This is a genomic window from Pseudorhodobacter sp. E13 (assembly GCF_003991405.1).
Classification (GTDB): domain Bacteria; phylum Pseudomonadota; class Alphaproteobacteria; order Rhodobacterales; family Rhodobacteraceae; genus Pseudorhodobacter.
In genome coordinates this window covers 430,513-450,308 of record NZ_RPEN01000158.1, presented here as the reverse complement: position 1 = coordinate 450,308, position 19,796 = coordinate 430,513, and the positions used below count along the sequence as shown (strand labels likewise).

Sequence of the window (19,796 nt, the reverse complement as noted above, 5' to 3'; positions counted from 1 at the left end):
AATATGAGGGGGCCGAGATGGCGGATGCTGTAAAACTGGCCTGCATGACCTGCGGGCAAATGAACCGGGTGCCTGCCGCGAAACTGGCGGCGGGGCCGAAATGTGGGTCTTGTGGTGATGCTTTGGTGACGGGCAAGGTGGCCGAGCTGGACATGGCCGCCCATGACCGCGCCACCCGCGGCGATGAATTGCCCCTGCTGGTGGATTACTGGGCGCCGTGGTGTGGCCCCTGCCGCATGATGGCCCCCGAATTTGCCAAGGCCGCCAAAGCGCTGGAGGGCCGCGCGCGTCTGGCCAAGATCAACACCCAAGACCACCCCAAAATCTCGGAACGCTTGCGGATTCAAGGGATTCCTTTGCTGATCCTGTATCACAAGGGGCGCGAGATCGCGCGCCTGCCCGGTGCGCGCCCGGCGGCGGATATCGTGGCGTTTGTGGCCGAAAAAGCCCCGGCAGCGGCAGTCTGACCTGCTGCCCCCGCCACTTGCGCGGGGGCGGCCAGTTTCGCCCTGAGGCGCGGAAAAACTTGTTGCCATCCGCGCCAGCCACGCGCTACCGTTCCCCCAGAGGCTATGGTTTCGCGGCGGCAACGCCCGTTTCAATTTTTTAGAATTGCATTGATGGCAGCGGCGTTTGGGCGGCTTTTGTCCCGCTTTACTGCATGCAGGTCTGCCGCGGTCCGGGGGATTTGAGAATGGCGAAGAAAACAGCAAGTGAATTGAAAGCCGAAGGCGCGGATCTGGGCGCGCTGATCGCAACGGCCCGCAAGCGGCCTTTGAACTTTGCGCTGTTGATCGGCAAGGAAGGCATCGTGCTGGAAGCCCACCCGACCAAGGGCGCGGATGTGATGCGGCGGCTGGCCAAGGCCAATGGCGGCGGCACACGCGGCACCCAAGGGGTGATGAATGTCTCGGGCAAGGTGATAGAGCTGACGGCGGAGGAGGATGATTTCCCCACCACTTTGGCCAAGATGGCCAAGCGGCATCTCAAGGAACGCGGGCTTGCCTTCAAGGTGGTCATCGTCCTGCCCTCGGGCGAGCGGTTGGGCGAGGATGATGACGAGGAGGACGGCGAGGAAGAGGTCGGAGAGACCGATGACAGCGCCGAAGCCGCCCCGCCCGCCACGGCGCCAGAGGCCCCCCCGGCAGGTGATGCGCCCCCCGCCCCGGAGGCCGCCCCAGCGACCGAGGACCGCAAAGCCGAGCTGACAGCGCGGATCAAGGCCTTGGTGCCAGAGGTCAAGAAACTGGCCGAGCAAAAGGCCCCCGGTGTTGACCGTTTGGGCAAGGGCTTGCAGGCCGCCGGTGCGGAACTGGCGAAACAGGCCTATGACCGGGTGGCGCAACTGCTCGCCGCGATTGAAAAGGGAATCGCCGAGGCCAAGGCCGCCGTAACGCCAGAGGTGGATAGCGAGGCGCTGCGCAAGCAGCTAAAATCCGAATATGCCGAAATGGCCGATGGCTTGGAGGATCTGAAGCATCGCGCCGCCAAAGGTGTGGCGGGCAAGGCCGACCAGCTTTCCAAGATGTTCGCAGGGCTTGTCGATGGCGATGATCTGAAAAAGGCCGGGGCCGTGCTGTCACTGGTGCGGACCTTTGTGAATTCCGAACTGGCCAAACTGTCGGAAAACACCGGCGGCTTGATGGACCGACTGGGGGCGGCAGTGTCGGAGGCCAAGGACGGCTTGTCCGATCTGGTCGACAAGGGGCTGGAAGCGGCGGATGATTTCAAGGACAGCCTGACCGAGGACGGTCGCAAACGTCTGGAATTGCAGGCACTTGGCTATTCCGACGACGAACAGGATGCGATTGTGGCATCGCTTGCCACCAACCCTGATGCGGTGCTGGAGGCCAAGCAAAAGCGGGTGGATGAGGCAAAGCTTGACCCGAAGCAAGCCGAGGCGCTGAAGAAAATGGCCGCCAGCGACCCCAAGGCTTTCGCGGCGGCGATGGCCTCGCTGAAGGCCATGGATGCGGGCGGGGTGCTCGATACCTCTCCGGCGGCGATGCAACAGTCATTGGAAGCGTTTGAAGCTGCGCGCAAGAAGATGACGGATGCGCTGGCGGCGAAAAAGGCAGCGGATACCAAGATTGCCACGGCCACGGTGGATATCGGCCTGAAAGGCATCGCGCTGGGTGTGCAGCGCGGGCTTGCGGCGGCAGCGGCCAAGGCGGTGGCCGATTTTCAGGCGGGTTTGCCCGACCCTGCAACCATGTCCGAGGCCGACCGCGCGGCGGCGGTGGCCGAAAGCACCCGGCTGATCAACGCCAATGAAGAGGCCAAGAAGGCGCTTGCCGCTGCCGAAAAGGCGCAGGCCGATGCCATCGCCGCGCGGGATGCCGGGATCGCGGCCAAGGCCAAGGCCGAAACGGATGCCGCCGCCGCCAAAGGCCCGATGGAGGCCGCCGAAGCCAGCAATGACGCGCTGGAATCAAAACAGGCGATGCTGGAGGCGGTGACGGTGGGGCGGCTGTCGCCCGGTGCCAAACCTGCCTTCAAGGATGAGGATAAAGCCGCCTTCCTTGCCGCCTTTGCCAAGGATGGCAAGCTGGCCGGTTCGGCGATGGATATTGCCGCGCGGTCCGAAAACCCTTCGGCGGTGGCGCAGAATGTCGGCATGGTGGCGGGCAAGCTGAACGATGGCTTTGCCGATGCCTCTGGCAACAAGCTGGACCTGCCAAAAGAGCAGTTGCGCGCGATGTCGCAAAACGCGCTGCAAATTGGGGCCTTGCAAGGCGAGGAGTATTTCAAGGGCTTTGACGCCTATCTGAAAACCGGCGCGCAGTTGAAGCCGGACCCCTATGGCGGCTTGGAGCCACCGATTGAAGGCGACCCGAAGGCCGAGAATCAGCGCCAGAACAAGATCGCGCTGGCCCGGTCGGGCGCGATGGGGGCCGCCGCCGTGCAGCCCGATGGCAAGGTGGATTTCGGCTCGGATGCGGCACGCGCGGCGATGGATCACATGATGTTCCACCCCGGTTCGCTGACCAACTTCACCCCGCAAATGACGCAGAAGATGGCCGAGACGAAGGCGCTGTTTGCCGATGGCACCAAAGGGCCAAAGGCCGAGGCGGTGATTGCGGGCACCAAATTGCCAGCACCGGGCGCGGCAGGGGCGCTGAATTCCAAAAAGATCATCGCAGGCACCATGGGCAAGAAGCCCGCCGAGGTGACGGATAATGATGCCAAGGGGGCTGTGCTTTCGGCGATGATGACCCCGCTGAGCCAAGGGCCGGTGGGCTCGTGTTTCTCCACCGCGCCGGTGCGGGCGATCCGCGAAACCGACCCGCTGCGCGCGATGGGCGAATATTCCAAGATCGCGACCTCGGGGATGTTCAAGGCCAAGAACGGTGCCACCTATCCGGCCAACCTGACGCCACCTTTGGGCGAAAACCCCCTGATGCGCAGTTGGGAATATTCGGTCGCCACGGCGGCGGCCGAGGAACAGACCAGCATTGAACGCGGCAAGCTGCGCAATGGCCTGACGCATGCGTCCAACAAGGCGTTCAACCTTGGTGCGATTGAAGGGATTGTCGGGGCAGGGGCCTGGGCCAACACCAACGATCCGGTCACGGGCGATATCATTCCGGGCGTGCAGGAAAAGATAAACACGGCCATCGCCACGCAGTTGAAGTTTGAATATAACGCGGGGCCCGGCATTGGGGCACCAACGGCAGGTGGCGGCGATGGCAGTTCCACCGATGGCGGTTACAAGATCCTTTACGGTGGCAAGGCCTTGGAAAGCGAGGCCGCGTTTCTGGCCGCGGTTGAAACGATTGCACTGGGCGCCGCCGGTGTTGCTGCGGGCAGCGTTCAGGAAGGTCAGATCAAAACGCTGATTCAGGGCGCGAATTTCAAAGCGGCGGTTCTGGCCGCCTATACCACCCCGACATCGCCATGGGCCTTGCCCACAGGTGGTTTTGAAATGCAGACCGCCAAGGTTCTGGACGGCGGCAATCCGGCCCGCTCACCCCTGATCGGGAAAAAGCCGCCCCCCGCGCCGCCTGCGCCCGCCCAGACCGATACGCAGCGCAATGTCGATGTGCTGGGGGCCATTCTGACATCGCACAAGACGATGACGGGCGATATGGGGCCGATGGGCACCTCGGGGGCGAATGCGGCGCATGCGTTCAACACGCTGCCCAACCATCCGTCGCTGGACAAGATCAAAGACCCCAACTCAGCGGCCAAGATCCAGACCGAACTGGTTGCCCCGGCGCAGGCGATGGCGGCCAAGGTCATGAGCGTTGAAGAAACCCAGATGCTGTATGACAAGCAGTTGAACGCTATTCTGGCCAAGGCTCCGAATTCCGATCGCGCCGGGTTGGTCAAGGTTTTGGCCAACAAACCCACCACAGCGATGAAGCCTGCCGCGCTGGCCGCCAAGGTGCAAAGCGAGGTTGCGGCCTATCTGGCCGCAGATGCACAGCGCCGCGCCGATGATTATGTCAAAGAGCGGGAGCCTACCGCCGACGCCCCCCGCAAGGCCGTCATTCTGGCCTATTTCCAGAACGCGGTGAAGGATGAGTTGAAAGGCGATGTTGCAGCCACGGTTGCCAGCGCCTTTGCCATGCCAGAGGTGGTTGTGGCCGATACCAACTGGGGCACCTCGCAGGATCAGACCTATTTCGTGGTGGCGGGCGACCCGATCACCGGAGAGCTGATTTTCTGGAAGAAAGAAGTGATCAGTGGCAAGATGACCCCGCTGGGCAAGAACTGGACCGAAGGTCCATGGATGACCGTGAAATGACCAGAAACGATGGGCCAAACCTGCGCGGTGCAGCAGCGGCAGAACTGAAGGAGACAGATCATGGCTGATGGATTGCCCCCGATCTCAATGCAATATGATCAGGCGGGCACGCCGATTGTCATTGTTGAACAGGCCAAGGCGCAGGACCTGTCCGAGGTGATCAGGCTTGCCCCAGCGCTGAGCGATCCGCATTGGGTGCGGGCCTATGCGCGGGTGGCAAACCATCTGGCGCAGGGCGACAAGTTCAGCCTGATCGTGGACCCGGCGGCGTTTGAGGCCGAGTATCGCGCCGCCTTTGAGGCCGAAGACCCTGATGAGGTGCCGCAGGCCGGTGTGATGCGCCTGCGCAATTTCGGGATGCCGGATTTTGCTGCGATCAAGCCGCCGGAAATGCAGGGCGGCACGCTGGTCTATTTCGCGCGCAACACCTTCATGGGCATTCCCTACCGGGCGGTGATGCCCGAGGGGGGGCAGCCGGAATATGAGCCGGTGGCGATGGTGGAATAAGCCGCTGGTCCTTGGGCGCGGGGCTGCTATTCTTGGCCCCGATCCACGGGGGCCAGAATGCTGTTTGACTTTGATAAAATCGCGCCGGAGCTTGGCTATAAGCTGCTAACCTCTACCATCACGCCGCGGCCGATTGCGTGGATTTCCACGCTGGGGCGCAACGGGGTGGTGAATGCCGCACCCTATAGTTTTTTCAACGCGATGGGGCATACCCCGCCCACGGTGGCCGTGGGTTTGCTGCGCGATGCGGCGCGGGGCTGGAAAGACACCGCGCGCAATATTCTGGAGACAGCCGAGTTTGTGGTGAACCTTGTGCCCGAACGCTTGGCCGAGGCGATGAACGCCACCTGTGAAGGCGTGGGCCCGGAGGTAAGCGAGATGGAATTGGCCGGGCTGGCGGCGGCGGCATCGGAATACATCAAACCACCCCGGATCGCGGCCAGCCCGGTGGCCTTTGAATGCAAGATGCTTTCTTCGGTGGTAACGGGGCCGATGCAAACCATCGTGATTGGCCGGGTGGTCGCGGCGCATATTGACGATGCGATGGTTCTGGATGCCGACAAAGCCTATATCGACACGCCCGCGCTGGGGCTGATTGGCCGTATGCATGGCGCGGGCTGGTATGCGCGCAGCAGCGATCTGTTTCAGCTTGGGCGGCCCAAGGGCGGGGCAGGGGTGTAGAACCGGGCCTGCCTTTTGCCGTTTTACCCAGCCTTGTGCCGTTTTACCCGGTGAACCTGTCGGAAAAGATGGATATTTGGACCGGAAAGAAAGCAGGACGCAAAGCGCGCGGGCGGCAAGTGGTTACAGGCGCATTTCCGCCAGCAGCGTCGCCCATTGCGCGCCATGCATATCACGATCCGAGCGGTGGCCTTGGATCACCGGGCGTGGGAAGGAAAACTTGATCACGTTCAGGTCCGCGATATCAAAGCGTTTCAGCAGTTGTGTCGGCTGATGATAAAGGGCGGCGACGGTTTCGGTTTTCAGCCCTTCGCGCAGCCGGGCAAACGCCTCGGGCGTGCCGCAGAATATATCCACCGTCACCCAGAACGGCCCTGCATTCTTGGAGCGGACTTTGTAAGCGATCTCGCTGACTTGGGTCATGGCGATACCTCTGTCACGGTCAGGCGGAAGGCGGACATCGGGTCATCCAGTTCCAGCACATGATTGAGCGCGAATTCATAAAGCGCGCCACGATCCGATTGGGCGGGGGAATAGGGGAAGGCGAAGGTTGGCAGTTCTTCGTTTTCCGTCAGCGGGTAATGCAGCAGATGCGGGTTGGCGAGTTTGCCAATCTCGGCGGCAAGCGCTTGGGTTTGGGCGGTGATGATCAGCAGCACGCCCACTTCCACCGGGGCTGCGCTGCGGTTTTCCATCGCGCCCAAGGCCGCGTTGACGCCGATCAGGCGGAAATCGAGGTCATAGCTGGCGGGGTCCAGCCCCATGCGTTTGGCGATCAGCGCATCCAGAAACCCGTGCAGCTTATCGGCCCAAGCCTGCGCATTGGCGACGTAATGCGCATCGCGCAGCACGGCGATCAGCGTGGTTTGAAACCCGGCCGCCCGCGCGCCTTCCAGTTTCACCGTATAGCGCCCCGGCACCCATCTGGAGCCTGTGGCCCGGGTGCGCCGCGCGTCCAGGGCGAGGTAGCGGGTTTCGGTGACATCCAGATGCCCGCCGGGTTCATAAAGGATGAAGGGATCGGAGTTTTCGTAAAGCATATGGGCCGAAACGGAATGCGGCGTGCAACTGGCCCCAGTGGCCAGCGGTTCGACCGTGAACCCCGTTTCGTCAAAATCCACCAAAATCACGCCCGAGGTGGGGTTGGTGGAACATAGCGCGCCACATTCCGCCACTTTGGCCCCGTGCCATGCAGCCCCCGCGTGGTCGCCGCGCATCAGGGGAAGTGCTGCGATGATCGCGGTATCGGTGGTGCGCCCTGCGATGATGATGTCTGCCCCGGTGTTCAGCGCCGCCTGTATCTGCTCCGCCCCCGCCAGCGCCACGATATTGGTCATCTGGTCCAGCCTGTCGCTGCTGATTTCGGGCGCGGGCGTCAGCGGTTTGACGCGGCCAGCGGCCAGCGCCTGGGTGATGCGGGCGGCGGGTTGGCCGGAATAAAGCCGCGCGACCTTGACCGATTGGCCCAGTTCGGTCGCCAGTTCTTGCGTGATGTCGAACATCCAGTCAACGCAAGCATCCGCGCCGCAGGTGCCCGCGGTGCCGATGACCAGCGGCACGCCTGCCTCAGCCCGCGCCAGCATCAATTCGCGCCATTCGGATTTGGTGACAGAGCGGGCGTATTTCGACTGCCCCGCCCCCAGCGACCACGGCCCGCTATCGGTGGAGCCGCCGTCGATTGCGATCAAGTCTGGTTTCATGGCCACCCCGCGCGCCAAGGCCTCTCGGTCAAAGCCAAGGCAGAGAACGCCGGAAGGGATCAGCACGCGGGTTGGCATTTTTAGTCCTCGTCCGTGGTGGGCAGAGGCGGCTTTTTCAGGAAGCGGCGCAGGAAGATCGGGGCGATGAAGCCCAGAACCGCCGCGATCCAGAAGCTGATAGCGATGGGCGAGGAAAACAGATAGGTCCAATCGCCATCCGACAGGATCATCGCGCGGCGCATGTTATCTTCCATCGCGTTGCCCAAAAGGATGCCAAGGATGATCGGCACGGTGGGGATATCCAGCTTGCGGCAGACATAGCCCAGCACACCAAAGGCCACCATCAGCATCATGTCAAAGCTGGACCCGGTCAGCGAGTAGATACCCACAAAGGCGATCATCGTGACACCCGGCAGCAGGATGTAGGACGGCACCGACAGGATGCGCACAAAGACCTTGACCATGGGCACGTTCATGATCAGCAGCATGACGTTGGCGATCAGCAATGCCGCGATCAGCGACCAGACCACATCCGGGCGTTCGGTGAACAAAAGCGGCCCCGGCGTGATGTTGAGCGTCAGCAGCAGCGCCAGCAAAACGGCGGTGGTGCCGGACCCCGGAACCCCCAGTGTCAGCATCGGGATCAGCGCACCCCCGGCGGCGGCGTTATTGCCGGCCTCGGGTGCGGCCACGCCATTCGGGTTGCCTTTGCCAAAGCTGTCCTTGTCGCGCGAAATGGATTTTTCACCCATATAGGCCAGAAATGACCCCAAGGACGCCCCCGCGCCGGGCAGGATGCCTGCCAGAAACCCGATGCCCGATCCGCGCAGCATGGCGCCTTTGGTATCGTTCAGCATCTTCCACGGGATCAGCACCTTGCCCAGCTTCACCCCGATGGCCGAATTTTTGCCATGGGTTTCGATGAAGTGGAACACCTCGGACACGGCAAAGAGCCCGACGATGGCGACCAGAAAGTCGATGCCATCAAACAGGTGCATGTTGCCAAAGGTAAAGCGTTGCATATTGGTGGTTTTATCAAGGCCGATCATCGCGATGCCAAGGCCAAGGCAGGCCGCCATCGCCGATTTGGCCTGGTTGTTCGACCCCACGCCGCCCAAGGTGCAAAAGGCCAGCATGTAAAGCGCGAAATATTCCGCCGGGCCGAATTTGAATGCCACGCGCGCTAGCCATGGGGCCATCAGCATCAGGCCCACGGTGGCAAGAAAGGCCCCGACGAAAGAGGCCACGCCCGAGACGACAAGCGCCTCCCCCGCCTTGCCCTGTCTGGCCATCGGATAGCCATCCAGCGTAGTCATCATCGCAGGCTCATCCCCCGGAATGTTCAGAAGGATTGACGAAATCCGCCCCCCATACATCGCCCCGTAGTAAACCGAGGTCAGCAGGACCAGCGCGGAAATCGCGTCAAACCCCATGGAAAACGAAATCGGAATCAGCAGCGCCACGCCGTTGGACGGGCCAAGCCCCGGCAGCGCGCCGATGATGGTGCCGACAAAACAGCCAATGACGGCCAGCACCAAGGTGTAGGGAGACAGCGCTATGGAAAACCCAAGCGCAAGATTGTTCAGCAGATCCATGGCAAAATCCTTAGCCCATCAGGGCAGGCGGCAGGCCCTTGAGCCCGAGACCGAGAATGAATTTGAACAGCACGAACAGCCCAAGCCCAAGGCCCAGCCCCGTCAGGGCGGCCAGTTTCGGCTGTGGGTTGATCTGATAGCTGAGAATGCCCGAGACGATGATCGTCGGCAGAATGAACCCAAGCGGTTTGACCAGCACTGCATAGCCAAACAGGATGGCCAGCGCCACGCCAAGGTTCAGCAGCGTCTTGCCAATCGGCCATTCGACATCCGGGTCCGGTTTCAACACCATCACCAAGGCGCAGAGGATGGTCACCACCCCCACCAGATAGGGGAAGATGCGCGGGCCCACCGGGTCTGACATGAAGCTGGACCGGATGGTCGTGGCACTGAGGATATACCCCAGCGCCACAACGATCATGACCAGACCAAAAATCCGGTCACCACGCATTATTGAATGACCCCGATTTCCTTGGACAGGACAACCGTGTCAGCGATCACGCCATCAACCCAGGATTGGAAATCGCCGCCAACCTTGGTGAAGGGGGCCAGACCGTTTTCGGCCATCGCGGCTTTCCACTGGTCGGATTCAGCAACGGCTTTCAGACGCTCGGCCCAAGCGTTGAACTGATCGTCGGAAATGCCCTTGGGCACATAGACGCCGCGCCAGTTCACGGCGACCACGTCAAAGCCTTGCTCACGCGCGGTGGGGATATCGTCAAAGCCGGGAACCCGCTCTTCGGTCAGCACGGCAAGGGCGCGCACGTCACCCGACTTGATGAATCCGACGATTTCCGACATGTCGCCCGTCATCGCTTGGGTAAAGCCGCCCACGGTTTGCGTGATCGCATCCGCGCCGCCATCAACGCCGATATATTTGATCTTGGTGATGTCATCAAAGCCAGCGGCCTTCATGATTTGCAGCGGTTTCATATGGTCGAACCCGCCCACAGCCGAACCGCCCGCAAAGGCAACCGAACCGGGATCGGCCTTGATCGCCTCGACCATATCCGACAGGGATTGGAACGGGCTGTCCTTGGCCACGACGATCACGCCGGGATCGGCACCGATGGCACCGACAAAGCGCACCTGATCGGCGGTCATGCCAGCAAAAGCGTTTTGTGCCAGACGGGTCGTGGTGGCAGAGGATGCCGCGACGATCACGTCAGGGTCTTCGTTATGGTCGGCCACAACGGCGGAAAAGGCCACGCCGCCACCGCCGCCTGCCATGTTGGTCACTTGCATCGGCGCGTCGATTGCCTTGATCTCATACATGATGTTGGCGATTTGACGGCAGGTGAAATCCCAGCCGCCGCCGGGGTTGGCGGGGGCGATACATTCGGTTGCAAAAGCCGAACCTGCGGTAAGCGCGGAAAGCAGAGCGCTGGTGCCCAGCACTTTGAACATGGTCGTTTTCATTATTGTCCTCCCAGACGATATATTGCGTTGGGGTGATGCAGACGCAGCCCCCTTGCACGCCAGACGATTCCCGTCAAAGCTGACACTAACCTGTCATATGGCGTGGGAGTCAAAATAAAGGTGCGCTTCTTATTGGTCGAAGATAGCCCGGAACTGGCGCAATCGGTGCGGGACCTTTTGGCGCTGGATGGGCATGGGGTGGACCATGCGGCCAGTCTGGCCGAGGCGCAGGATTGTCTGAGTGCGGCCTCTTACGATTTGATATTGCTGGATATCATGCTGCCCGATGGCGATGGCCGCGCATTTTTGCACGCGCAACGCCGGGCCGGGCGGGATACGCCGGTGATCGTGATGACCGCGCGCGCGGCGGTGTCGGACCGGGTGGATGTGCTGGACAGCGGGGCGGATGATTACCTGACCAAACCGTTCGATTTTGCCGAGCTGGAGGCGCGGGTGCGGGCCGTTCTGCGCCGCCGGGGGGGGGCTGCACAGACGGTGCGCCGCTATGCCGACCTGTCGTTCAACCCGCTGACAGCCACCGTCACCATCGCCGGAGAGGCCCGCGATCTGCGCAACCGCGAGCTGCGGTTGTTCGAAATTCTGCTGGCCGCACCCGACCGGATTTTCAGCAAGGACCAGCTGTGTGACCGGCTGTTTTCCTATGCGGAATCGGTCAGCGACAACGCGATAGAGGTTTATGTCGGCCGATTGCGCAAGAAACTGGCGGGATCGGCGGCGCGGATCGAAACCGTGCGCGGCCTGGGCTACAAGTTGACCGGCGCATGAGGGTGATTGGCCTCAATGGCAGCCTGCGGGCGCGGCTGGTCTTGCAGCTTTTGGCTGTGGCGGCGGTGTTGGCGGTGGCGCTGTATTTCACCGTCCGGTCCACCGCGGATCGTGCCGCCGAGGCGACGCAGGACGCGATTTTGGGCGCGGCGACCACCTCCATAGCTGAACAATTGCGCGCCACCGAAGACGGGATAGAGGTGGATCTGGCCTATGCCACCTTTTCGATGCTGGGCGCGGTGGCGCAGGACCGTTTGTTCTATCGCATTGATATCGGGGGCGAAACGGTGACGGGCTATGAGGATTTGCCAATGCCCGAGACGCCCCCCGCCGCGCTGGCGGCGTCCTTTTACAACCAGCCCTATCTGGACACCGATCTGCGCATCGCGGCAGTGGCGCGCAGCATGGTGGTGGGCAGCCGCCCGGTGCCTGTGCTGGTGCTGGTGGGGCAAACCCGGCAGGGCCAAGCGGCGATTGCCGACAGTCTGGCCAATCGCGCGGCCTTGATCGGGGTGGGGTTTTTCGTGCTGGCGGTGCCGTTAAGCCTGCTGTCGGCGGGGTCGGTGTTCAACCCGATCAACCGTCTGGCCGAGGCGGTGGGGCGGCGCGGCCCGCGCGATCTGCGCCCGGTGCGCCACCCGACCCCGCGCGAACTGGCCCCATTGGTGGGGGCGTTGAACGGCTTTGTGGCGCGTCTGCGCGGGGCCTTGTCGCAAACCGAAACCTTTATCGCCGAGGCCGCGCATCACATCCGCACCCCCTTGTCCACCGTGCGGACCGAGGCCGAAATTGCGCTGCGCCAATCAGATGATGAGGCGACGCGGGTGCGCCTGCGGTCAATGATCCGGGGGGTGGAAACCAGTGCGCGGTCGGCCAGCCAATTGCTGGATCATGCGATGGTTCTGTATCGCTCCGACCAGTTGGAGAGGGTGGAGGTTGATCTGTCGGTCGTGCTGCGCAATGTGGCCCGCGCCTTTGAACCGACCGCAGAGTTGAAAGAGCTGTCCTTGCGGGTGATCGGGGATGCGGCGCCGATGCGGACCAAGGGCGACCCCTTGCTGATCGAAGCTGCGCTGCGCAATCTGGTGGATAATGCGATCAAATACTCCCCCGCGGAAACCGAGGTGCAGATGGTTCTGAGCGCAGCAGACGGCATGCTGCATGTGCAGGTGCGGGACGAAGGGCGTGGCTTGTCCGGGGCAACGATGGCCGAGTTGAGCCGCCGTTTCACGCGCGGTGGCAATGTTGGCGATGTTGTCGGTTCTGGCCTTGGGCTGACGATTGTGGCCGAGGTGGCCGGGGCCTTGGGGGGGCGTTTTACCTTGGAACAACGCGAAACGGGGGGCACATGCGCCAGCTTTTCCTTGCCGCAGCTATAAGTCTGTTTGCCTGCGTGGCACAGGCGTTTGAAGTGGAGGACGAGCGCATGTTCGGCGCGGCAGAGGGGCCTGTGCTGTCAGTTCTGTCCACCACCGATACCGAGATTTTCGCGCCGCTGATCGAGGCGTTTCTGGCCCAGCGGCCGGGCTTGCGTTTGCGCTATGTCGTGGCGTCCAGCCAGGAAGTGTATCGCGCCATCCATGATGAGGGGGCGCAGTTTGATCTGGTGATTTCCTCGGCGATGGATTTGCAGATGAAGCTGGCCAATGACGGGTTTGCTGCCGGGTATAACTCGGTGGCTGTGGCGGGTTTGCCGGGATGGGCGCGTTGGCGTGACCGCTTGTTTGGTTTTGCGCTGGAACCTGTGGTGCTGCTGGCCTCGCGCCGCGCGCTGGCGGGCTTGGCGATGCCGCGCACGAGGCGGGATCTGATTGATCTGTTGCGCGCCAATCCGGCGCGGTTCAATGGGCGGATTGCGACCTATGATCCGCATGTGTCGGGTGCGGGCTATTTGTTTGCGACCCAGGACGCGCGGCAGACGGATGCGTTCTGGCGCTTGGCCGAGGTGATGGGGCGGTTGAATGCGCGGCTTTATTGCTGTTCGGGGGCGATGATTGATGATTTGGAAAGCGGCGATCTGGCCTTGGCCTATAATGTGGTGGGCAGCTACGCGGTGACGCGTCTGCCGGATGCCCCCGATATCGAAGTGATCGAGCCGGAAGATTTCACCGTGGCCTTGCTGCGCACTGCGTTTATTCCGGCAGGGGCGGCGCAGGCGGGCTTGGGCGGCGCTTTGCTGGATTTCATGCTGGGGGCGCAGGGGCGGGCTTTGATTGACGGTGTCGCGGATTTGCCGCCGCTGGATCAAAGTGCGCTGCCGCCGCATTTGCGCCCGATCCGGCTGGACCCCGGTTTGCTGGTCTATCTGGACCGGATCAAGCGGCAGAATTTTCTGGGCGAATGGGATGCGGCGATGACGCAGCCGTAATCGCAGGGGACGCGGGCAGAGCGGGGGGGCGCTGCCCCCCCGCACCCCCCCGGGATATTTGGACCGAAAAGAAAGCGGGACGCGGCTGGTTCAGGGCCGTTTGCGTCTGCTGCCTGCCATCAGGGCGGCACCGATGATCAGGGCGGCACCGATATAAAGGCCCGTGCTGGGCAGCTCGTCGAAGATGACATAGCCGACCGAGACGGAGAGGATCAGGGACAAATAGCCCAAGGGGGCAATGACACCGGCCTCGGCCCAGTAATGGGCGCGCATGAAGCAGAATTGCGCGGTTTGTGAGAACAGGCCGACCGAGAGCAGGATGGGCCATTGCGCCCCCGGTGCTTGCCAGTAGAGCGCGGCGGGAATGGCGGCGATTGTGGCAAGCCCTGCGGTTTGCCAGATCATCTGGGTCAGCGGGTCCTCATTGCGCATGCGGCGCAGGATGATCACGGCGCAGGTGCCTGCCACGACCGAGGCGAACAGCGCGGCAAGCCCGGCGGCAGAACCTGCGCCAAGGCTGGACGGGTCCACCGCGATGGCGACGCCGATCAGCCCGACGCCGCCTGCCAGCCATTGTTTCGGGCGGATGCGTTCGCCCAAGAGCAAGGCGGCGAGGGTCATCATCAGCAGGGGGCGGGTGAAGTTGACGGTGGTGAACAAGGCGAAGGGCAGTTTTGCCACGCCAAAGAAGCTGCCTGTCATCGCGATGGTGCTGAGCCCGATGCGCAGCACTTGCAGGCCGGGATTGGTGAGCCGCTGCATCCCGCCTTTATAGATCACGAAGGGCAGCAGCACCGCGAGGCCGACCAGCGCCCGGATCAGCACGATCTGGATTGAGGGCAGCGAGACGCCCAGCGATTTCACGATGGTCAGCGCCCAGATGTTGAAGCTCATATCCGTCAGCAACCAGACCGCGCCGCGCATATTGTTGCGGGCGGGGCCGGGGTCGGGTGTGGTATGCGGCGCGGTGAGCCGGGGGAGGGTGGCCATGTCAAGGCAGCGTCGCTGGCGGGGCGGTCAGATTGGCCATCAGGCGGAAGGCACCCGGCACCAGCGCCTCCATCTGCACATGCAGGATCAGGGCGCAGTGGTGGTGCTGGCCCTTGCCAAAGCGCCCCGAGAGCAGCGCGCCGCGATGCGGGGCTTCGTCTGGGTCGGCCATTTCCAGCAAGGGCTGATAGGCGAGCGACCAGCTTTTGGCGAAATAGAGGCCGCGTTCCTTGACCCAATCTTGCCAATCCTCGGGCGTGATGCGGTTGGGGGTATTGAGCAGCGCATGGTCAGGCAGCAGATGGGTGACAGGCGCCGCCTCATCCGTGACGCGGTAGCGCAGAGAGGGTTTGCCGATTTCCAGCGGGGCGGGGGCGGTTTTGGTGGCATCCCAATTGTCCCACGGCCGGTGATAGAGCGTCAGCAGCGTGCCGCCTGCCTGCACCCAGTGGTGAATGGCGGGCATCAGGGCGGCGAGGGCCGGGCGGAAGCGCAAGGCGAAAATGCCGATCACAAGGCTGTCGTATTCGGCAAGTGCAGGCGCGGTCAGCGCGGCATCGTCCAGCGTGGTGACATCGGCCCCCATGGCGCGCAACCAATGGTCGGCGCGGTCATTGCCGCCACCGATATAGGCGATGCGGGCGGGGGGCAGCGCCACCTCGGCCACGCGCAGGCGCAGGGTGGCGGGGCTGGGGTGGATCAGCGGGCCGGTATGGGGGTGGTTGAAGCGGGTGACGCTTTGCGCAGGTTGGCCGCCCTTGGTGATGGGCAGGGTCAGCAGGCCGGGTTCCGGCGCGTTGGGGTGCAGGGTTGCGCCTTGGGCCGTTGGGGTCAGCGACCAACCGGTGGGGGCATTCAGGCTCGCCCCTTGGCTGAGGCGCAGCGCGATGGGTTTGGGCGCGGCGGTGTTGAGGAAGGCGGCATCCGGTGTCACGCTTGCTTCAAGGCGGGGCAGGATCAAAAGCTGCGTCTCAACAGGCAGCAGATGCGTGGCGCAAAGGCCTTCATAGCTGAGCGTGACGCGCACCGCGACCGGGCCTTGGGGTGCATGGGCGTGGTGGACCATCGGGAATGGGTTGAAGGCGGCGGCATCGGCAGGCAGCGTGATGCTGTCCGCGCTGCTGTGCCAGCCATCGGGCAGGTGCCAGGACGCTTGCAGGTGGCACAACGGGTCCGGCGCAACCAGTCGCAGCGTGGCGCCAATGGTGTCACCCGGTTTGGCGTGATCTGTGGCAAGCTGTGCCGTCAGCCTTGCACCGGTGGCAAGGAAGGCCACGCGCGACAGTTGCGCCGCGGTGCGGTCCAGCCTGTGCAGGGCGTAATCTTGGCCCCGGTTTTGGCAGGCAAGGCGGGTGGTTTCCACATGATGCAAGGCCCAGATCGCGTGATGCAGCACGGCGGCGCGGTTGGGAAAGGCCGCAACGCAGGCGGCAAGTTCGGTATCAAGATGGTCTGCCTCGGGATGCCCGGGCAGCAGGTCGCGGTAGGAATTGGGCAGGTTATCGGTGATCGCGCCGTGTTTTCCCGCCCGGTCGGGGCCGACCACGCTATGCGCCAGATGCAGCGGCCAGCCCTGCGGCTCCTCGCCGCCTGTCCAGCGGCCCATGCCTTGGGTGGCGTGAAACACGCGGGATTGTTGGCCAATCTCGGCCCATGTCCAGCCTGACAGCGGCTCATGCCCCGCGCCGGGAATGTGGACAGTGGCGGGAGGTGGCGGCAGATCATCGTCATAGGCATCGCCCGCGCCGGACCACGCGGGCAAGTAGAGTTTGGAGACTTGCCACGCCTCGCCCGCCGCTTCAAACGCGGGGTCGGCGGCGGCGGCGATTGCCTCATGCGCGGCTTGGGTCATGGCGCGGTGGTGGCCGTGCTGGCCGGGGATATCGAGGAACGTGGGGCAAAGGATATCCGGGCGGTCGGCGCGGATCGCCTGCACCAACATGCGCAGGGTATGGGCGTGGCCCCATTTCGCCAAGGTTTCCACCCCGGATTTGGAAAAGCCGAAATCGGTGATCGGGTCGGCAGGTGTATCCGACATCCAATACATCGACAGGCCCAGAACATCGGCGGCGCGGTGCATCTCGGCGGTGCGCAGGGTGCCAAGGGCGGCCCCCGCCTCGCGCCCGATATCATTTTGGCCCCCTTCGCCACGGGTCGAACAGACATAAGACACCGATAGCCCGTCGCGATAGGTCAGCGCGGCCAGCATGGCGCTGTGTTCATCATCGGGATGCGCGCCGGAATTCATGAACCGCACCAACCCGCGCAGGGGTTGCAGCGCCCGCCACAGCATCAGGGCGGCGGGTTGGCTGGTTTGGGCGGTGATACGGGCGGCATCGGTCAGGGGCATCCGTTATTCCAGTTCATGGGCATCAAGCCGAGGGGTGACAGTGTCATGGATCACAAGTGCTGCTGCCCCCAAAGCGGCGGTCAGACGGCCCGAGGTGCCGCGCGCCACGCGGGGGTGGCTGCGGTCAGTGCGCCGCGCAACCGAGCCGGGCGGCAGCGACAGCCGCGCGATCAGGCGGTCCAGCAGGCCATCGGGCAAGGCCCCGCCCAGCAGGATCGACTGCGGGTCAAACAGGTTTTCCAACATGCCGATCGCCCGCGACAGGGCCTCGGCGGCGCTGTTGGTCCAAGCGTCCAAGGCGGGGTGCGCCTCGGCCAGCAGGCGGGCGATGGTGGCATCGGTGCCCATGGCGCCCGCAGGCAACAGGCCCGCGTCGATCAGGTGGCGCTGCACCGACAGGCGGCTGACATATTGTTCCAGACAGCCAAGATTGCCGCAATCGCAGGGCAAGCCGCCGGGATGCAGCACCACATGGCCCAATTCCCCCGCATTGCCAAACGCGCCGCGCAGCGGGTGCCCTTGGGTGATGACACCCAGCCCAAGGCCCGACCCGAAATAGAGAAAGGCAAAAGAGGAAAGTCCCTGCGCCGCGCCAAACATGCCTTCGGCAAGGGCGGCGGCGGTGGCGTCCTTGTCCAGATAGACAGGCAGGCCAAGCGCGGTTTCCGCCAATCCGGGGATGGTGGCTGCATCCCAATCGGGCAGGGTGGTGGCCCCTGCCGCGCTTAACCCTTCGACCCCGAACGGACCGGGAATCACCAGCCCGGCGCCCAGAATACGCGGGCAATCGGGCAGGGCGCGCGCCTCTGCCGCCATTTGCGCCATCTGGGCCAGAACCTGCGCGGGGGCGGTGTCTGACAGCCGGTCCTGATGGGTCATCAGCGCGGTGCCGCCCAGATCGGTCAACACCATGGACAAGGTATCGGGCCGCACCTCAAACCCCAGCACCGCCGCCCCGCGCGCATGAAAGCGGTAGACCAGCGGCGGCTGGCCCCGTGCGGCGGCACGGCGGCCCAAAGCCTCTACCAGCCCTTCGGCCTCCAGCTCGGCCACCAGATTCGACACGGTTTGCGTTGACAGGCCCGAGGCCTTGGCAATCTCGGCCCGGCCCGCATCGCGGCCCTGAAGATAGCCCAGAACCACGCGGCGGTTATGCGCCTTGGTCTTTTCGGCGTTTTTGCCGGCAATCTGGCGGGGAGGAATGGGCACGCGCGAACCTTAACTCAAAACATTTGAATAAAGTATTGATCTTTGCAAGGAAGCCGTCAACACTTGTGTCAACCGGACGCAACCCACCCATCGGGCCACACCAGCGGGGTTCAGAAGGCTGCGCCGCGTCAACCGGGCCTGACATGGGGTGCAGGCCGCTTTAGGAGAGGATGACCATGACAGCCTTCAAGAGTTTTGCCTTTGCCGCCGCGACCAGCCTCGCGGCACTTGTCGCCGCAAGTCCCGCCTCGGCGGTAGAGATTGAATATTGGCAGTATATCTTTGACGCCCGGATCAAGGCGATGGATGTGCTGATCGAGAATTTCCAAAAGGCCAACCCGGATATCACCGTCAAGCAAAGCACCTTTCCCTATGCCGATTACCGCACCAAGGTTGCCGCCGCCATTCCGGCAGGCGAAGGGCCGGATGTGGTGCAATTGTTCTATGGCTGGTTGAATGATTATGTCGAGGCCGACCTGATCCAACCGCTTCCGGCAGCGAATTTCCCGGCAGACAAGATCGAGGCGGAATTCTTCCCCATGGTCCGCGCCATGAAGATCGACGGCAATTACATGGCGCTGCCCACGGCAGTCCGCTCGCTCGCGCTGTTTTACAACAAGCGCATGTTTGCCGAAGCGGGGATCGAGGCACCGCCTGCCAATCTGGATGAATTGGTGGACATGGCCGCCAAGATGACCACCAAGGATGGCGCGGGTAACATCACCGCCGAGGGGCTGACCTCTGGCATGACCGCGCAGGATCACCATTGGTGGCGCGAGGTGCTGCTGCGTCAGTTCGGCGGCACGCCCTATTCCGAAGACAGCAAGACCGTGACCTATAACACCGAAGCCGGTGTGAAGGCGCTGCAATTCTATGCCGATCTGGAAGCCAAGCATGGCGTCACCAAATCCACCTTCATGGATGAACCGCAAGCCGCCTTCAAAGCGGGCCGCGCGGGCATGCATATCGACGGGTCGTTCCGCATCGGCGCGCTGAAGGATACGCGCGGGCTGGATTGGGGCGTGGCCGAATTGCCCGCCGGGCCGGATGGCACCAAATCCAACTATGCCAGCTATTGGGTGAACGCGATCACCTCCAAGGCCGAGGGCGAGAAATACGAGGCCTCGGTCAAGTTCATGGAATATATCACCAGCGATGAGGCGATGCAGATCTGGTTGGATACGGTTGGCGAATTGCCCGCGAAACCATCGGCGGCGATGACCGAGGCGAACCTTGCTGATCCGGTGTTCGGGCCGTTTGTGGCGGGGCTTGGCTATGCCCAGACCACTGTTTTCGCAGACGAATCCGGTCAGCGGCAAGTGCTGGTGGATGCGGTCAGCCGGATGTTCCTTGAAGGGCAATCGGCCGCCGATGCCTTGGCCGCTGCCGCCACCGCAGAACAGGCCATTCTGGATGGCTATTACAAGAAATAACCTTCCTG

General features: G+C 63.2%; 16 protein-coding genes. 8 read left to right on the top strand and 8 right to left on the bottom strand.

All coding sequences use genetic code 11. The annotated features are described in order from the left end of the window. The first annotated feature begins 17 nt into the window (after nucleotides 1-17). The 4 genes from EGN72_RS15940 to EGN72_RS15925 all read left to right on the top strand — a co-directional run bounded on the left by EGN72_RS15940 (nucleotide 18) and on the right by EGN72_RS15925 (nucleotide 5,938). The gene (locus EGN72_RS15940; RefSeq protein ID WP_127049315.1) at nucleotides 18-467 is read left to right on the top strand and encodes a co-chaperone YbbN; all 450 of its coding nucleotides are present in this window, start codon (nucleotides 18-20) and stop codon (nucleotides 465-467) included. Between the two features lie 227 nt (nucleotides 468-694). Beyond that, complete coding sequence (locus EGN72_RS15935; RefSeq protein ID WP_127049313.1) at nucleotides 695-4,750, top strand: hypothetical protein; 4,056 nt, start codon at nucleotides 695-697, stop codon at nucleotides 4,748-4,750. Nucleotides 4,751-4,810: 60 nt separating this feature from the next. Next, nucleotides 4,811-5,257 carry a hypothetical protein gene (locus EGN72_RS15930; protein ID WP_127049311.1) on the top strand — a complete coding sequence of 149 codons (447 nt, stop codon included), beginning with the start codon at nucleotides 4,811-4,813 and terminating at the stop codon, nucleotides 5,255-5,257. A 57-nt stretch (nucleotides 5,258-5,314) separates the two neighbouring features. Beyond that, on the top strand, nucleotides 5,315-5,938 hold the full coding sequence (locus EGN72_RS15925; protein WP_127049309.1) for a flavin reductase family protein: 624 nt from the start codon (nucleotides 5,315-5,317) through the stop codon (nucleotides 5,936-5,938). A 123-nt stretch (nucleotides 5,939-6,061) separates the two neighbouring features. Here the strand turns inward: EGN72_RS15925 and EGN72_RS15920 are convergent, their stop codons facing one another. The 5 genes from EGN72_RS15920 to EGN72_RS15900 are packed head-to-tail and all read right to left on the bottom strand — an operon-like array spanning nucleotide 6,062 to nucleotide 10,652. Continuing rightward, complete coding sequence (locus tag EGN72_RS15920) at nucleotides 6,062-6,361, bottom strand: DUF4387 family protein (RefSeq protein WP_127049307.1); 300 nt, start codon at nucleotides 6,359-6,361, stop codon at nucleotides 6,062-6,064. After that, complete coding sequence (locus EGN72_RS15915; protein ID WP_127049305.1) at nucleotides 6,358-7,716, bottom strand: acyclic terpene utilization AtuA family protein; 1,359 nt, start codon at nucleotides 7,714-7,716, stop codon at nucleotides 6,358-6,360. The genes EGN72_RS15920 and EGN72_RS15915 overlap by 4 nt, the downstream gene beginning before the upstream one ends. A 2-nt stretch (nucleotides 7,717-7,718) precedes the next feature. Next, a complete protein-coding gene (locus tag EGN72_RS15910) occupies nucleotides 7,719-9,233 on the bottom strand; it encodes a tripartite tricarboxylate transporter permease (RefSeq protein WP_127049303.1) in 1,515 nt (504 codons plus the stop codon). Nucleotides 9,234-9,243: 10 nt separating this feature from the next. After that, nucleotides 9,244-9,684, bottom strand: coding sequence for a tripartite tricarboxylate transporter TctB family protein (locus EGN72_RS15905; RefSeq protein WP_127049301.1), 441 nt, complete (start codon nucleotides 9,682-9,684; stop codon nucleotides 9,244-9,246). Then, entirely contained in the window at nucleotides 9,684-10,652 is a 969-nt protein-coding gene (locus EGN72_RS15900; RefSeq protein WP_199743762.1) for a tripartite tricarboxylate transporter substrate binding protein, read from the bottom strand. Before EGN72_RS15900 ends, EGN72_RS15905 begins: the two co-directional genes overlap by 1 nt. Before the next feature lie 120 nt (nucleotides 10,653-10,772). Between EGN72_RS15900 and EGN72_RS15895 the strand changes: the two genes are divergently transcribed. From EGN72_RS15895 to EGN72_RS15885, 3 genes are read left to right on the top strand one after another with little or no spacing between them, the layout of a single operon-like run. Beyond that, complete coding sequence (locus EGN72_RS15895; protein ID WP_127049299.1) at nucleotides 10,773-11,438, top strand: response regulator transcription factor; 666 nt, start codon at nucleotides 10,773-10,775, stop codon at nucleotides 11,436-11,438. Next, nucleotides 11,435-12,817: a sensor histidine kinase gene (locus EGN72_RS15890; RefSeq protein ID WP_127049297.1), complete on the top strand. Its 1,383-nt coding sequence runs from the start codon at nucleotides 11,435-11,437 to the stop codon at nucleotides 12,815-12,817. The genes EGN72_RS15895 and EGN72_RS15890 overlap by 4 nt, the downstream gene beginning before the upstream one ends. Further along, nucleotides 12,787-13,806 carry an ABC transporter substrate-binding protein gene (locus tag EGN72_RS15885; RefSeq protein ID WP_127049295.1) on the top strand — a complete coding sequence of 340 codons (1,020 nt, stop codon included), beginning with the start codon at nucleotides 12,787-12,789 and terminating at the stop codon, nucleotides 13,804-13,806. Before EGN72_RS15890 ends, EGN72_RS15885 begins: the two co-directional genes overlap by 31 nt. Nucleotides 13,807-13,896: 90 nt before the next feature. Here EGN72_RS15885 and EGN72_RS15880 read toward each other — a convergent pair whose 3' ends face one another. Genes EGN72_RS15880 through EGN72_RS15870 form a run of 3 tightly spaced genes read right to left on the bottom strand, consistent with a single transcriptional unit; the run spans nucleotide 13,897 to nucleotide 18,355 of the window. Then, entirely contained in the window at nucleotides 13,897-14,796 is a 900-nt protein-coding gene (locus EGN72_RS15880; protein WP_233587160.1) for a DMT family transporter, read from the bottom strand. A gap of 1 nt (nucleotide 14,797) precedes the next feature. Further along, the gene (locus tag EGN72_RS15875; protein WP_127049293.1) at nucleotides 14,798-17,146 is read right to left on the bottom strand and encodes a PIG-L family deacetylase; all 2,349 of its coding nucleotides are present in this window, start codon (nucleotides 17,144-17,146) and stop codon (nucleotides 14,798-14,800) included. 3 nt (nucleotides 17,147-17,149) lie between these two features. Then, the gene (locus EGN72_RS15870; RefSeq protein WP_127049291.1) at nucleotides 17,150-18,355 is read right to left on the bottom strand and encodes an ROK family transcriptional regulator; all 1,206 of its coding nucleotides are present in this window, start codon (nucleotides 18,353-18,355) and stop codon (nucleotides 17,150-17,152) included. A 176-nt stretch (nucleotides 18,356-18,531) separates the two neighbouring features. Here EGN72_RS15870 and EGN72_RS15865 point away from each other — a divergent pair, with 176 nt between their 5' ends. After that, a complete protein-coding gene (locus EGN72_RS15865; protein WP_199743761.1) occupies nucleotides 18,532-19,788 on the top strand; it encodes an extracellular solute-binding protein in 1,257 nt (418 codons plus the stop codon). Nucleotides 19,789-19,796 lie beyond the last annotated feature (8 nt).

Bases quoted from the DNA above. Each gene is read 5' to 3' on its own strand.
- EGN72_RS15890 (WP_127049297.1), top strand. From the start codon at position 11,435: ATGAGGGTGATTGGCCTCAATGGCAGCCTGCGGGCGCGGCTGGTCTTG.
- EGN72_RS15930 (WP_127049311.1), top strand. From the start codon at position 4,811: ATGGCTGATGGATTGCCCCCGATCTCAATGCAATATGATCAGGCGGGC.
- EGN72_RS15900 (WP_199743762.1), bottom strand. From the start codon at position 10,652: ATGAAAACGACCATGTTCAAAGTGCTGGGCACCAGCGCTCTGCTTTCC.
- EGN72_RS15880 (WP_233587160.1), bottom strand. From the start codon at position 14,796: ATGGCCACCCTCCCCCGGCTCACCGCGCCGCATACCACACCCGACCCC.
- EGN72_RS15865 (WP_199743761.1), top strand. From the start codon at position 18,532: ATGACAGCCTTCAAGAGTTTTGCCTTTGCCGCCGCGACCAGCCTCGCG.
- EGN72_RS15875 (WP_127049293.1), bottom strand. From the start codon at position 17,146: ATGCCCCTGACCGATGCCGCCCGTATCACCGCCCAAACCAGCCAACCC.
- EGN72_RS15905 (WP_127049301.1), bottom strand. From the start codon at position 9,684: ATGCGTGGTGACCGGATTTTTGGTCTGGTCATGATCGTTGTGGCGCTG.
- EGN72_RS15910 (WP_127049303.1), bottom strand. From the start codon at position 9,233: ATGGATCTGCTGAACAATCTTGCGCTTGGGTTTTCCATAGCGCTGTCT.
- EGN72_RS15925 (WP_127049309.1), top strand. From the start codon at position 5,315: ATGCTGTTTGACTTTGATAAAATCGCGCCGGAGCTTGGCTATAAGCTG.
- EGN72_RS15920 (WP_127049307.1), bottom strand. From the start codon at position 6,361: ATGACCCAAGTCAGCGAGATCGCTTACAAAGTCCGCTCCAAGAATGCA.
- EGN72_RS15940 (WP_127049315.1), top strand. From the start codon at position 18: ATGGCGGATGCTGTAAAACTGGCCTGCATGACCTGCGGGCAAATGAAC.
- EGN72_RS15915 (WP_127049305.1), bottom strand. From the start codon at position 7,716: ATGCCAACCCGCGTGCTGATCCCTTCCGGCGTTCTCTGCCTTGGCTTT.
- EGN72_RS15885 (WP_127049295.1), top strand. From the start codon at position 12,787: ATGCGCCAGCTTTTCCTTGCCGCAGCTATAAGTCTGTTTGCCTGCGTG.
- EGN72_RS15935 (WP_127049313.1), top strand. From the start codon at position 695: ATGGCGAAGAAAACAGCAAGTGAATTGAAAGCCGAAGGCGCGGATCTG.